This window comes from Nonomuraea sp. CA-143628 (assembly GCF_050942315.1).
GTDB lineage: Bacteria > Actinomycetota > Actinomycetes > Streptosporangiales > Streptosporangiaceae > Nonomuraea.
On sequence record NZ_CP192072.1, the window covers coordinates 9610537 to 9623831 of the forward strand.

The 13295-nt window shown below is 69.0% G+C and carries 12 protein-coding genes; 4 read left to right on the top strand and 8 right to left on the bottom strand.

The window, feature by feature from the left end:
* Positions 1-6 precede the first annotated feature (6 nt).
* Genes ACQP2T_RS43535 through ACQP2T_RS43545 form a run of 3 tightly spaced genes read right to left on the bottom strand, consistent with a single transcriptional unit; the run spans position 7 to position 3141 of the window.
* Positions 7-897, bottom strand: a complete 891-nt coding sequence (locus ACQP2T_RS43535; protein ID WP_433510702.1) for a carbohydrate ABC transporter permease — start codon at positions 895-897, stop codon at positions 7-9.
* Positions 887-1759, bottom strand: a complete 873-nt coding sequence (locus ACQP2T_RS43540) for a carbohydrate ABC transporter permease (RefSeq protein ID WP_433510703.1) — start codon at positions 1757-1759, stop codon at positions 887-889. Before ACQP2T_RS43540 ends, ACQP2T_RS43535 begins: the two co-directional genes overlap by 11 nt.
* An 11-nt stretch (positions 1760-1770) precedes the next feature.
* Complete coding sequence (locus ACQP2T_RS43545; RefSeq protein WP_433510704.1) at positions 1771-3141, bottom strand: ABC transporter substrate-binding protein; 1371 nt, start codon at positions 3139-3141, stop codon at positions 1771-1773.
* A 101-nt stretch (positions 3142-3242) separates the two neighbouring features.
* Here ACQP2T_RS43545 and ACQP2T_RS43550 point away from each other — a divergent pair, with 101 nt between their 5' ends.
* Complete coding sequence (locus ACQP2T_RS43550; RefSeq protein ID WP_433510705.1) at positions 3243-4010, top strand: FadR/GntR family transcriptional regulator; 768 nt, start codon at positions 3243-3245, stop codon at positions 4008-4010.
* 87 nt (positions 4011-4097) lie between these two features.
* On the opposite strand, the gene ACQP2T_RS43555 is transcribed toward ACQP2T_RS43550, so the two are convergent.
* The 3 genes from ACQP2T_RS43555 to ACQP2T_RS43565 form a co-directional block, all read right to left on the bottom strand.
* Positions 4098-5543, bottom strand: coding sequence for an N-acetylmuramoyl-L-alanine amidase (locus tag ACQP2T_RS43555; RefSeq protein WP_433510706.1), 1446 nt, complete (start codon positions 5541-5543; stop codon positions 4098-4100).
* 127 nt (positions 5544-5670) lie between these two features.
* On the bottom strand, positions 5671-6948 hold the full coding sequence (locus tag ACQP2T_RS43560) for an ABC transporter substrate-binding protein (RefSeq protein ID WP_433510707.1): 1278 nt from the start codon (positions 6946-6948) through the stop codon (positions 5671-5673).
* A 129-nt stretch (positions 6949-7077) separates the two neighbouring features.
* Complete coding sequence (locus ACQP2T_RS43565) at positions 7078-7950, bottom strand: AraC family transcriptional regulator (protein WP_433510708.1); 873 nt, start codon at positions 7948-7950, stop codon at positions 7078-7080.
* A 104-nt stretch (positions 7951-8054) separates the two neighbouring features.
* On the opposite strand from ACQP2T_RS43565, the gene ACQP2T_RS43570 reads away from it, so the two are divergent.
* Both ACQP2T_RS43570 and ACQP2T_RS43575 read left to right on the top strand, forming a co-directional pair.
* Complete coding sequence (locus tag ACQP2T_RS43570; protein WP_433510709.1) at positions 8055-8921, top strand: phytanoyl-CoA dioxygenase family protein; 867 nt, start codon at positions 8055-8057, stop codon at positions 8919-8921.
* A 163-nt stretch (positions 8922-9084) separates the two neighbouring features.
* Entirely contained in the window at positions 9085-10047 is a 963-nt protein-coding gene (locus ACQP2T_RS43575) for a 2-hydroxyacid dehydrogenase (protein WP_433510710.1), read from the top strand.
* A 276-nt stretch (positions 10048-10323) separates the two neighbouring features.
* Here ACQP2T_RS43575 and ACQP2T_RS43580 read toward each other — a convergent pair whose 3' ends face one another.
* Positions 10324-11814, bottom strand: a complete 1491-nt coding sequence (locus ACQP2T_RS43580) for an ice-binding family protein (RefSeq protein ID WP_433510711.1) — start codon at positions 11812-11814, stop codon at positions 10324-10326.
* Between the two features lie 280 nt (positions 11815-12094).
* Between ACQP2T_RS43580 and ACQP2T_RS43585 the strand changes: the two genes are divergently transcribed.
* The gene (locus tag ACQP2T_RS43585) at positions 12095-12418 is read left to right on the top strand and encodes a L,D-transpeptidase (protein WP_433510712.1); all 324 of its coding nucleotides are present in this window, start codon (positions 12095-12097) and stop codon (positions 12416-12418) included.
* 11 nt (positions 12419-12429) lie between these two features.
* On the opposite strand, the gene ACQP2T_RS43590 is transcribed toward ACQP2T_RS43585, so the two are convergent.
* Positions 12430-13269 carry a universal stress protein gene (locus ACQP2T_RS43590; protein WP_433510713.1) on the bottom strand — a complete coding sequence of 280 codons (840 nt, stop codon included), beginning with the start codon at positions 13267-13269 and terminating at the stop codon, positions 12430-12432.
* Between the last annotated feature and the right edge of the window lie 26 nt (positions 13270-13295).

The following is a 13295-nucleotide window of genomic DNA, read 5'->3' on the forward strand; positions in this document are numbered from 1 at the left end:
TACTCCTCATCCTTTGGTCGCGCCGGCGGTCAGCCCGGCGACCAGGAAGCGCTGAGAGAACAGGAACACCAGCAACACCGGCGCGATGGAGAGCAGGGTGGCCAGCACCAGTTCGGGCGGCTGCACCTCGGCGTTGGCACCGACGACGGGGTTGAAGGTGGGGGTCGCGGCCAGCATCTGCGTCAGGCCGACCTGCATGGGGTAGTTGCCGCTGTTCGGCAGCATCACGTACGGCAGGAAGAAGTTGTTCCAGTTGTTGACGAAGCTGAAGAAGGCGACCAGCGCGACGACCGGCTTGGCCAGCGGGAGCGCCACCCGGAAGAAGGTCGCGCTCTCGCCGCAGCCGTCGAGCCGGGCCGCGTCCAGCAGGTCGCCGGGGACGCTGGTGGAGAAGTAGATGTAGGTCAGGTACACGCCGAAGGGGAAGAACGACATCGGCAGCACGACCGAGGCCGTCTTGTTGACCAGCCCGAGGTAGCTGAGCTCCAGGAAGATCGGCAGCACCAGGGCGGTGGCCGGCATCAGCATCACCACAAGGGTGACGATGAGCAGCAGGCGGCGTCCGCCGAACCGCATGAGCGCCATCGCGTAGCCGGCCGGGATGCCGACCAGCAGGGTCAGCGCCACCGAGAGCGCCGAGTAGACGACGGAGTTCGTCATCCACGTGAGCACCGCCCCGTCCTGGAAGGACATGAGGTGCTGCCAGTTCGTGACGAGCGAGCCGATCGAGCCGGGTGACAGGGGGTTGGCATGGATCAGGTCGGCCGGGCTCTTGGTCGAGGCGAGCAGCAGCCACACCATCGGCAGGACGAAGAACAGCGCGAAGGCCAGCAGCAGCGCGGCGATCAGCCCCCGGCCGACCAGCCGGATGACGCCGGGCCGTTGATCAGTCCGCATCGAAGAGACCTCCCCGCGCGACGAACAGCCCGGCGCAGCACAACGCCACGATGAGCAGGTCGATCGCGATCGCCGCCGAGCCGTTGAAGTCGTTCTGGTCGAAGGCGTACAGATAGGCGAGCTGGTTGAGCGAGTAGTCGGTCCCGACCACCCCGAACCCGGCCTGCGAGACGAGCTGCGGCTCGACGAAGAGCTGCGTGCCCGCCGCGAGGGACAGGATGAGCATGTAGACGATCCACTTGCGCAGCATCGGCAGTTGCACCCGCAGCGCCGTCTTCACCGGTCCGGCGCCGTCCACCCGCGCCGCCTCGATCACCGTGTACGGGATGCTGTTCAACGCGCCGTACATGACCGTGATCCAGCCGCCCGCGCCGGTCCAGAAGGCGATGATCGTGAAGATCCACGGCAGGTGGCCCGGCGCGATCACCTGCACGAACGTGTCACCCCACAGCGAGCGGACCAGGCCGTCGACCGGGCTCACCGAGGGATCCAGCATGAACAGCCACAGCAGCACACTCGACGCCCCGGCCAGCGCGCCCGGCACGTAGTAGACGAACCGCAGCGCGGCCCGCGACCAGCGCGAGGCGAGCCGGTGCACCACCAGCGCGAGCAGCAGCACGAGCACGGTCAGGGTGACCAGCCACAGCACGAGGTAGGTCGCCACGTGCCCGAGCGCGGCCACGAACCGGTAGTCCTGGGCGGTACGCAGGAAGTTGCCGATCCCGGCGAAGCGCCCCTCGCCATCGGTGAAGGCCAGGTTGAGCGCGTACACCGTGGGCGCGATGCCGAACGCGACCAGCAGCACCACGTACCCGGAGACGAAGACGTGCCCGGCGGCAGGCCGCCAGGAACGACTCCGCACGTGCGTAACGCTCACTTGGTGACCTGGTATCCGGACACCTGAGCCTGCTGCTCGATCGCCGTCTGCCAGTCCGGCAGCAGCGACTCGATGGTCTTGCCGGCGGTCTGGGCGGGGATGACGGTCTTGGCCCAGACCGCCTCCTGGCTGAACTCCGGCGAGCCCCAGCCGGGCCAGACCTGTCCGGCCGCGGCGGCGATCGGGGCGGCGATGTCACCGGCGTAGTAGCCGCTGTCCTGCTGCTTCTTGATCCACTTCGTCGCGGCGGCCGAGAAGGCGGGGTAGCCCGGCGAGAGGGCGACCTGATACTCGTCGGCGGTGGCGACCCAGCTGATGAAGTCCTTGGCCGCCTTCAGGCGCGCGGTGTGCCGCGACAGCCACCAGGTGCCGCCGCCGACGTTGCCGGTCACCGGCTGGGTCTGGTCCGCCCAGTGCAGCGCGTCGCCGACCGCGAGCTGGCCCTTCGGGGTCTTGATCGTCCCCTGGAACACCGCCCCGCCGTACCAGGCCGGGCCGGGCAGCATGAGCACCTTGTCGCCCTGGTTCTTGACGAAGTCGGGGCCGAACAGCGGCAGCATGGACATCGTCTTGTTCGCGACGAGCTTGTCCAGCATCCGCGCGGTCCGTACGCACTTGGCGTCCGTCGCCTTGACGGTGATCGCCTTGGCGCCGGTGACCTGGTTGGCCGGGCACTCGCCGCCCCACATGTAGATCTCCGGCGCCCACGCGTCACCGGCCGTGCCGATGATGTATCCCGGGTGCTCGGCGGCCACCTTCTCCCCCAGCGCGGTGTATTCCTCCCACGTCTTGGGCAATGTGTAGCCGAACTTGTCGAGCAGCTTCTTGTTGTACCAGAGCACCACCTGGGCCAGGTCGTTGCGCAGGCAGTAGACCGTGCCGTCGATGGCGCACACGTCGAGCGCGCCCTTGGCGAAGCCGCTCAGCGTGGCGTCGTCGAGCAGGCCCTTGTTGAGCGGGGCGACGAAGGCGTCATCACCCTGCGAGGCCCAGGAGGCGGTGTTGTTGTCGGTGGTGAACACGACGTCCGGCCAGCCCTCGCCGGCCCGGTTGAACAGTTGCACCTTGGTCTTGAGGGTGTTGGAGCCGTTGGCGTTGCCGTCGTAGGTGACGATGTCCAGCGGCACGTTCGGGTGGGCCGTCTGGTAGGCCTTCGCGGCGTCGAGCCGGGTGGAGTCCACCCAGACCACGAGCTTGCCGTCCTTCTGCTCGGCTGTGCTGAACCCGTACTGGGAGGCGGCGCCGGTCGGCTTCGACGAAGCCGTGGGGTTGGGGGGACCGCAGGCCGCGACGGCGAGAAGAACCGCCGCGGCGGCGGTGGCCGCAGGTACCGCACGGCGGTACGCGGCATGACTGCGTCGTCTCATAGGGCCTCCGTTAACGGCATGTTTCGAGATATGACATCATACGAATGACGTCGACACAATGGCCTATACTCAAGGCGCTGTCGTGATCAAGGGAGGGCACGTTGACTCAGCACGCGGAGGGTCCGTGGACGGACGACGCGGTGCGGCCACCCGCGAAGCGGCCCCGCCGCGAGCGCGCCCCCAAGCTGGGCACCACGGTGGTCGAGCAGCTGGTCGACGACATCATCCGCGGCACGCTGCGCCCGGGTGCGACGCTGCCGCCCGAGGCCGACCTGTGCGAGGAGTTCGGCGTCAGCCGCACGGTGATCCGCGAGTCGGTCAAGGTGATCCAGGAGAAGGGCCTGGTCCGGATCGAGCACGGTCGCGGCACCCAGGTCACCGAGCCGAGGCAGTGGAACCTCCTCGACGACGTCGTGCTCACCTCAGTGATCGCGCACGACGAGACCGCGGCCTTCCTCGACGAGCTGGTCACCGTACGCACCGCGCTCGAAGCCGAGATGGCCGCCGCCGCGGCCCTGGCCCGCACCCCCGACGACGATCAGCGCATCGCCGAGGCGCTGGGCGTCATGCGGTCGAACCTCGCCTCTCCCCCCGATTTCGGCGCGGCCGACGTCCGCTTCCACGACGTGATCATGGCGGCCTCCCGCAACCGGCTCGGCCGCGCCATCGTCAACAGCATCCACGACAAGGCCCGCACCAGCATGCGCTACCACGGCCAGTACAACGAGGAGGTCATGCGCCAGACGCTGGACGAGCACCAGGCGATCAGCGACGCGATCTCGGCCGGCGATCCCGAGGCGGCGGCCGCGGCGATGCGCACGCACATCCTCGACTCCTGGAACCGGCGGCGTCCCACTCCGGCCCAGTGACCACGCTGGGTCCGATGACCGCCTGACATGACGAAGGCCCCGACGGCGATGCGTCGGGGCCCAGGTGTCGCTGCCGAGACGTTGCGGCTATCCGCAGTGCTCGGACGGGCTGTCGTAGGTGGACGCGCCGGCCTTGCCGCCCCACTTGACGCACTTGCCGGCCGCGTTGGCCCGCACCGGACCCGCGTAGTAGGCGAAGTTACCGCTGTCGCTGAGGCGCGCCTGGTCCTCCACCTCCAGGTAGGCGCTGGTGGCCGAGGCCGTACCGAGCTGGGTCTGCTTGATGGTGGCCACGCAGTTGTATCCGGTGGTCGAGTTGTAGGTCAGGTAGACGGTGCCCGCCGTGCCCAGAGGCGCCGAGTCGATCACCTTGAACCCGCTGCCGCAGACCGACTCGGCGGTGTGCGGGTTGGTGGGGCCGCTGCCACCGGTGACGTAGTTCATGTACGTGGTCCAGTTCCAGTTCGGACCCGGGTCGGTGTGGTCGGCGCCGGGCACCTCGCTGTGGCCGACGATGTGCGCCCGGTCCTTGGGGATGCCGTACCGGTCGGCGATGTTGCGGGTCAGCGCCGCCGAGGAGCGGTACATCGCGTCGGTGAACCAGGAGGCGTTGTCCACCCAGCCCTCGTGCTCGATGCCGACCGAGCGCCTGTTGTAGTCACCCGCGTGGAAGGCCCGGTCCTTCTCCCTGACCATCTGGGTGATGGCGCCGTCGGACGAGCGGATGACGTAGTGCGCCGACGTGGGGTTCGGCCGCGGCCCGGTCTGGAACCAGTCGATCGTCCCGGCGTAGGTGCCCTGGGTGACGTGGATGACGATGCGGTCGATCGCGTCGCTGGTCGGGCGGTTGGAGACGGCGAAGTTGCTGCTGTGCGCCGCCGCCCACGTCGCCCCCGGGTAGTCGACCGCCGCCGCGAGCGTGTCGGTCTTGCCCAGCTCCTGCGCCTTGGCGTACGAGCCGCGCTCGGGCTCGACGACCCGCGGCGCCGCCGTGACGGCCTCCCCCTCCGGGGTGGTGGCGCGGATCCCCTGGGCCATCAGGTCGTAGACGGTGTCGGCGTACAGGCGGGCGACCTCCGGCGAGGAGGCGCCGCCGTACTTGGCCACCGCCTGATACCACTTGGCGGCGTCCTTGCGGGCCTTGGCGTCCAGCCCCAGCTCGTCGGCGTAGGCGCGCAGCACGGCGGCGCCGCCGGTGATGTTGGCCGCGGCGTCCGCCTTCAGGGCCGAGACGGGCTGCTTCGTCAGCGTGGCCGCGCGCTCAAGAGTTTGCTTGACGGGGTTGCTGACCAGGTGCATCACGCCGTAGCCGCCGGACGCGCTGGGCTGGCCGCGGTGGCCGTCCAGGTGGGTTTCGGAGTAGGCGAGGGACACCAGCAGGTCGCGGGGCACCTCGTACGTGGCGGCCGCGCGGGCGAACGCGTCGGTCAGGGGATCGGCGGACGCGGCTCCGGCCGGTTGGCCGGTGAGCAGCGAGAGGGGGATGAGCGCACCGGCAAGCAGCGCGGCCGAACGACGGAGTCGGGCCTGCACAGGTTTCTCCTCAAGAACAGTTCCAGGGGGGCATCGAAAGGAGTGGAGGCCGCACGCGGCACCCGCTGATGATCAGCCTGCAAGCGCGGCGTACAGAATTCGTACAGGTGCCGGTGCGCTCCGAACCTCAGCTGCCGGGCTGGTGGCTGCTCCAATACTCGTCGGCGGCACCCTGGATGTCCTCAAGGACCTTCTGGTAGCTGTCCGGCTTGACGAGGAAGGCGCCGAAACCGTCCAGCGCGGCCGTGAGCACGGGCGGCGGCGTGGCCTCGAAATAGCGGTTGACCAGGCGATACTGTCCGCTGCCCGCCGCCTTGCTGACCTCCGCGATGGCCTGGTCGGTGATGGCGACCTTGGGGTTGGCCGAGACGTCTCCCCTGGCGGTCGCCCATTTCTCCTGCGCGGCCGGCGTCACCCACCACTTGAGATACTTCGTGCTGGCCTCGGGGTCGGGCGCCTTGGCCAGCGAGCAGAGCGGGCCGCTCTCGAAGATCATCGAGGTCTTGGGCAGCGCGGGGTTGACGTTCGGGATCGTGAAGTAGCCGTAGTCGGTGCCGGCCTTCAGATCGCGCTGCGTCATGCTCGTGTTGAACCACGTGCCGAACGACACCATCGCGGTCTTGCCGGTCTTGAGCACGTCACCCGGGTCGGTCTTGTCGCCGGCGTTGTTGAAGTATCCGGCGTCGATCATCGACTTCCACCGCTTCATGACCTCGACCACGCCGGGATCGGTGTACTTCGCCTGGCCGGTGGACAGGCGGTCGTACAGGTCGGGGTCGGTGCCGGCGAGCAGTTGCTCGAACCAGACGAAGGAGAACAGCACCGAGGTGTGGTAGAACGCGGGCACGCCGTTCTTCTTCAGCGTGTCGGCGATCTTGATCAGCTCGTCCCACGTGGTGGGGGGCTTGAGACCGTACTTGTCGAAGACCTTCTTGTTGTAGAACATCCCCCAGTAGGCGGCGTTCAGCGGCACGCAGTACTGCTTCCCGCCCACGGTGTAATACTTCGCCAGGTCAGCCGACAGGTCGCCGTTCTTGATGGCCTCCTGCCAGAGGGCGGTCGTCTCGGCCAGCTGCTTCTGGGCGACGACCTCGGCCAGCCCGCCGCCGGTCGTCCAGGTGAACAGGTCGGGCTTGACGTCGGTGCGGAAGGACGCCTTGATGAACGCCTGGTACGTCGGCTCGTCGGTGTAGCCGACCGGCTTCATCGACAGCCCGATCTGCTGCTTGGACAGGGCGCCCATCTGGTCGAAGTATTTGCTCCAGGCGCCCTTGTCGTTGTACAGCTTCAGCTCGGTCTTGCCCGCCTCCTTCGCCGTGTCACCGCTGGAGGAGCAGCCCGTGAGGGCGAGCGGGGTGACGACGGCGCAGATGGCGGCCATGCACAGTAAACGCGACCGGATCATGCCCGGCCTCCTGTTCGATCTTGGGGGGCGTCTCGTACGTGGGCGTCGAGTGGGAGGGCGTGCTCGTGTCCGCCGGAGGTGGATCGGGCGGCCGCACCATGCGTCCTTCGCCCAAGTGAAGTCATCTAATCACTTGATGTGTGGGGTGTCCAGGGCCGCAGGAACCACCGCCCGCCGGGTGGCCTCCCGATAGTCGCGGGGCGCCAGGCCGTATTTCTCGTGGAAGAGCCTGCCGAAGTACGACTGGCCGGAGAAACCGCAGCGCTGGGCGATCCGGCCGATGCCCTCGGTCGTCGTGGTGAGCAGCAGCGCGGCATGCTCCAGGCGGCGCCCGGCGACGAACGCGATCGGCGTGCACCCGTAGTGCGTACGCATGGAACGGGCCAGATGCCCCGGGCTGACCGCGGCCATCGCGAGCAGCCGGGGCAGCCCGTCGCGCAGGTTCTCCTCGCGGCTCATCGCCACACAGGCCGCCACCAGCCAGCCCGGCCGCTGGTCCACGGCGGTGCCGTCGGCCCGTTCCAGGAGCGGGACGACCGCCGTCCACAGCCCGACCAGGTCGAGTACGCGCGGCACGCCGGAATAGACGGCCAGCACGCGGGCGAACTCCGCCGCGACCGGCCCGTCCAGGTCGGTACGCGCCGCCAGGGGAAGGTCGCGCCGCTCCCATTCCGCCGTGCCCGCCAGCCCGGCGAGATCGGCGAAGGCACGCCAGCGCCAACTGGGGAAGGCGATGTTGATGAAGCGCATCCCATCGGCCGCCGTACCCGCGAACTCGTGCCGGTCGTGCGGCCGGACCAGCACCACGTCGCCCGCGCGCAGCGGCATCTCCGCCTCGCCGACGCGCTGCGCGCCGGCCCCCGCGGTCACGAAGACGAACTCATGGAAATCGGCATGACTGTGCGGCTCGGGCCGGTCACGACGGCCGCCGCTCACCGGCACCAGCGCCGCGTGGTAGGGCAGGCCGTACGCGAAATCCACCCAGCGCAGCACAGTCGGCATGTCAGGAAATTAATAGTTATGGGGCGGCGAGTGCTAGTAAGTCGGGGCGCGGAGGCCGAAAAATCGGGATCGATGTCCATCGCTCCCGCGCACAGGAGAACATCGTGACCCAGGAAGCCGACCGCACCCTCCCGGACTCCACCCGCCTCCAGGACCCCACCCGCCTTCAGGACCACGACCGTCTTCAGGACTCCACTCGCCTTCAGGACCGCGACCGTCTTCAGGACTACGACCGCGACGGCTACACGATCTTCCGGAACGTCATAGACCCCGGCCTGATCGCCGAGGCCGGCGACCACGTCGCCTGGCTCCAGGCCAAGCACCCCGAACTGCTCGGCGAGGACCTGGGCACCGAACTGGTGGCCGACGACCCGTTCTGGGTGCGGCTGATCTCCGACGATCGGCTGCTGGACATCGCCGAGCTCTTCGTCGGCCCGGACCTCGCGCTGTTCGCCTCGCACTACATCAGCAAGCCGCCCTTCTCCGGCAAGGCGGTCCTCTGGCACCAGGACGGTGCCTTCTGGCCGCTGGAGCCGATGCGGGTGATCACGCTCTGGCTGGCCGTCGACGAGTCCACGCCGGAGAACGGCTGCATGCGAGTGATCCCCGGCTCGCACAAGGAGGCCCTGCACGAGCTGCGGCAGCGCGACGACGTCGCCAACGTGCTCGGCTCGGAGAGCGCCGTGACGGTGGACGAGTCCCAGGCCGTGGACCTGGTGCTGTCACCCGGCGACGTGGAGGTGCACCACCCGAACATCCTGCACGCCTCCAGCGCCAACACCTCCCCCAAGCGCCGCTGCGGCCTGACCATCCGCTACATCCCGACCTCGACCCGGATCACCAGCGAGGAGCAGCCGTTCGTCTCGGCGCTGCTGCTGCGCGGCCAACCGGGCGCGAACGTCTACCAGCCGTTCCCGAAGTACGTGGAAGGCGAGCACATGCCCTTCACCGGAGCCACCGAGCCACGCTGATCCGACCTCTCCTCCCCCGCCCGCTCGTCCCCCACCCGCCCCCTGACTTCGCCAACCTCGTCTGCCCACCCTCCCCCTGACTTGGTCAACATCCAGGTGATCTATGTTGTTGGAGGGATGTTGTCCGTGCTCAGGCCGGACCCCATCGGGAGGAGAGAGCAATATGCAGGCGACGGCGCCGATCGTGGTGGTCACCCGGCCTACCTTGCCGGGCACGGGTCTCGAACGGCTCGGCCGCGTCGCCCAGCTACGCCAGTGGTCGGAGGTCACGCCGCCGCCGCCCGAGCGGCTGGGCGACCTCCTCAACGGCGCGGACGCGCTGCTGTGCCAGAACTCCGACCACGTCGACGCCGCGGTGCTCAAGGCGGGCGAGCGGCTACGGGTGCTGGCCCTGCCGAGCGCGGGCTACGACGGCACCGACGTCGCCACCGCGCGGGAGCGCGGCATCGTGGTCACCAACACCCCGGGTGTCCTGCACGAGACCACCGCCGACACCGCCTTCGCCCTCATCCTGATGGCCCGGCGGCGGCTGCTCACCGCGGCCGACAGCCTCAGGAACGGCGAGTGGACCGGGAGCCGGCTGGACGCCTACCTCGGACTCGACGTGGCGGGGGCAACCCTGGGTCTCATCGGTTATGGCGAGATCGGGCAGGCCGTCGCCCGCCGGGCGGCCGGGTTCGGCATGACCGTCCAGCACACCTTGTCCCGTAAACCCGATGACGAGCTCTCCCAGGCGGTCTCCCTGCCCAAGCTCCTGAGCACCAGCGATGTGGTGTCTCTGCACGTACCGCTCACCGATCAGACCCGCCGCCTCATCGGCGCGGACGAGCTCGCGATGATGAAACCCACCGCGACCCTCGTCAACACCGCCCGTGGCGGCGTCGTCGACGAGGCCGCGCTCCTCGCCGCCCTGCAGGCCGGGCGGCTCCATTCGGCCGGGCTGGACGTGTTCGGCCGCGAGCCGCGCAACGGCGTCGGCGACCCGCTGATCCAGCACGAACGTGTAGTGGGGCTCCCGCACATCGGCTCGGCTACGGAGGCGACCAGGGCCCGGATGGTGGACCTCGCCGTCGACAACATCATCGCGGTCCTGAACGGCGAACCACCGCTGACGCCCGTCCCCTGACGCCCATCTCCTCCGAACGCCCGCCCTCTGACGCCCACCCCTTGACGTCCGCCCGTTGACGCCCGCCCTCTGACGCCCACCCCTCGGCGTCCGCCCGTTGACGTCCGTCCTCTGGCGTCCGCCCCTCGACGCCCGTCCTCTGGCCTCGCGCGATGACTCTCTGCGCGACCGACCTCGGCGCTCACAGACGCCGATCGGCTGCGGCGATGTGCGGGATGGCCTCAGCGAGCCGGTCATCCCGCACATCGCCCCGAAACAGTCAGCCGGACAGGATCGTCAGCCGGCCACGCGCAGGCGCGAGCCGACCGGGACGGGCTCGGGCGCCGGTTCGAGCCCGCAGTGGTGACCGCAGTTGTGGCGGTCGCGGTGGTGATGATCACGGTGGTGATCGGGTGTGCTCGTCCTGGAAGTGGATGTCGCCGTGGGAGTGGACGTCGCGGTCGCCGTCGGAGTCGACGTCACCTTCGGAGTCGCGACCGTTTGAGGAGTCACAACCGTCTGGGGAGTCGAGACCACCTTCGGAGGCGTAACCACCTTCGGAGGCGTAACCGTCTGGGGAGTCGAAACCGTCTGAGGCGTCGGCACCGCCTTCGGAGGTGCGTCCACCTGAGGCGTCGAAACCACCTTCGGCGTCGGAGTCGGCTTGACCGGCTGGGCCGGGGTCGGCCGCTCTATCGGAGTCGGCACCGGCCGCACCGGCGGAGTCTCCGCGCATGGCGGGAGGGCGGGCGGCGTGACCTGGTGCGCCAGAGGGCAGTCGTCCTTGACGGCCGTCTCGGTCCCGGGCCTCCCCTGATCCTCCTTGACCTCCTCGTCGACCTCTTCATCGACCGGTACGGTCACCTCCGGCATGGCGCCGGTCGTCACCGTGTTGCCCACCTCCCAGAAGACGTTGCAGTCCTGAGCGCCACCGACGAGTTCGACGTCGCTGTCCGGGCCGGTGAAGAACGTGGTGCCGATCTGGAAGATGAAGACGGCGTCGGGATCGCCCTGAGCGTCGAGGGTGACCGTGCCGGTCAGCTCGATCGAGGACGCGGCCGTGTAGACGCCCGGTTCGAGGGTCATGCCTTCGAGATCGCCCGAAATGCTGGTGGCCGGGCTGTCGCAGACGTCCTCGTTTTGGTGGCATGACCGCGGCTGGGCCGCCTTCGCACCGGATGGCCATGTGGTCAGCAGAGCCCCGGCGACGACGAGCACGAAGGCCCCCGCCAGCAGAGAGACCCATCGCGACCGGTGGGAAGCGCGACCAGAGATTACTTCCATGTAGTGAATCTTTTCTATAGGGGAGCGCGCTGGACACAGCCGGCTTCCACCCGCGCAGCGAGGTGAAACGGCAAGCAACTCGGCATGATATTCGGGGAGATCAACGACCGCTGACAACCGACCGGTAAAGGCGCGACAAAGCCTCTTCCACTTATCGACCAAGACCCGAGACCATCCGATAGAACGACTTATCCCAATTCTCGGACCAAGACGCTCAAGACTCCGCCGTAAACTGCCTCTGCTCACCCCGGAAATAGTGGAGGCCGCCTTGCGCGATCGCATGGAACTGGACAGGAACGGCAATGCGCGGCCGATCGCGTGGAGCACGGCATTGGCCGCCATGACCATGGCCGCGGCCTGCGGAACGACCGCCCCGCCACCGGCCACCGCACCGCTCGCCGCCCCGATCCAGCAGGTCGCGCCGGTGCCGGTGTCAGCCGCGCAGCGGGCTCGGCTGACTCGCTCCACGACGTACACGAGATTGCGCGGCGCGCCGAAAGACACCGCTCCTTTCGAGCCGGGAAATGGGCACGTGACACATCCCACGCAACCACAGGTGGTTTATGCCAGTCCCGGCGGCGCACCGGTGGGGATATTGCCGACCACTTCAGTGGGCGGCCCGGCTTGGGTGCCCATAGTGGAAGAGCAGCCGGGATGGGTGCGCGTTATGCTGCCGAGCCGCCCGAATCTGTCGACGGGCTGGATTTATACCGCGGGCGGCGGGTTGCGGAATGCATACAGCCCTTATTACGTACGCATCGATTTGGCCGCTCATCAACTCACGGTGGTCAAGTCCGATCGCAGTCTGGGCACGTGGAAAGTCGCCACCGGCGCCCCGTCGACCCCCACGCCGACGGGACGGACGTTCCTGCTCGCCTCACTGACTCCTGAGGACGCGACGTACAGCCCGCGCATGCTCGCGCTGGGCTCGCACTCGGCCGTCCTCCAGACCTTCGACGGCGGGCCCGGCACGATCGGGCTGCACGGCTGGCCGGACGAGAGCGTGTTCGGGCAGGAGGTCAGTCACGGTTGCGTCCGCGTCCCGGCCGCCGCCCTGCGCGTCCTGGCGCATGTCCCGTTGGGCAGCGCGGTCGTCATCAACCCATGAATGCTCGAAACTCAACCTGGGTCGTCCTGCTTGTTCCGGACCACGGCGAGCGGGCACGGGGAGTGGTGCAGCATGGCCTGGCTGACCGAGCCCATGACCATGCCGGCGAACGCGCCGTGCCCGTGCGAGCCGACCACGAGCAGGTCGGCGCCCTCGGCGGCCTGACGCAGCACCTCCACGGGGTGACCGTGCACGGCCTCCTCGATCACCTCGACGTCGGGATGGTCCTGACGGTGTCCGGCCAGCGCCTCGCGCAGGACGAGCCGCCCGTCCCGCTCATCCTCCTCGCTCGTGGGCTGGAACCCGCTCCAGGCGTGTACGGCCCGCAGGGTCACCCCCCGCAGCTCCGCCTCGGAGAAGGCGAAGTCCAATACCCGGCGGCGGGTCCGCGGCGAGCCGTCCACCCCCGCCACCAGCTCGCCACGAGGAAGGGACGGCAGTTGGCGCACGACGACCACGTCGCACGGCGCGTGCCCGGCCACCCCGTACGCCACGGACCCCACCAGCAGCCCGCGCACTCCCCCGAGCCCGTGACTGCCGATGACCAGCAGCTCCGCCTCCTTCGCGGCCTCGATCAGGGCGGCTCGGGGATCTCCGGGCAGCAGCATCGTCCTGATGCCGATCTTCGGGTGCTCGCCGCGCGCCCGGTCCTCGGCCGCGGCCAGCGCCATCTCGCCCCCGTCGCGCATCCACTTGGCCACGGCGGCATAGCGGCCGGACGCCGTCTCGCAGGCCCATCCCGGCATCGCGTGCACCACGGTCAGTGGCACCTCGCGCAGCGTGGCCTCCCTGGCGGCCCACCCGACGGCCTCGAGGCCCGCCCGCGAGCCGTCCACCCCGACAATGATCATGATCCGCCCCCGTCCGACGTCCCCTT

What these genes read in the sequence shown, in the direction of transcription:
- ACQP2T_RS43535 (WP_433510702.1), bottom strand. Translation starts at nt 897, where the DNA reads ATGCGGACTGATCAACGGCCCGGCGTCATCCGGCTGGTCGGCCGGGGG.
- ACQP2T_RS43545 (WP_433510704.1), bottom strand. Translation starts at nt 3,141, where the DNA reads ATGAGACGACGCAGTCATGCCGCGTACCGCCGTGCGGTACCTGCGGCC.
- ACQP2T_RS43560 (WP_433510707.1), bottom strand. Translation starts at nt 6,948, where the DNA reads ATGATCCGGTCGCGTTTACTGTGCATGGCCGCCATCTGCGCCGTCGTC.
- ACQP2T_RS43565 (WP_433510708.1), bottom strand. Translation starts at nt 7,950, where the DNA reads ATGCCGACTGTGCTGCGCTGGGTGGATTTCGCGTACGGCCTGCCCTAC.
- ACQP2T_RS43575 (WP_433510710.1), top strand. Translation starts at nt 9,085, where the DNA reads ATGCAGGCGACGGCGCCGATCGTGGTGGTCACCCGGCCTACCTTGCCG.
- ACQP2T_RS43590 (WP_433510713.1), bottom strand. Translation starts at nt 13,269, where the DNA reads ATGATCATTGTCGGGGTGGACGGCTCGCGGGCGGGCCTCGAGGCCGTC.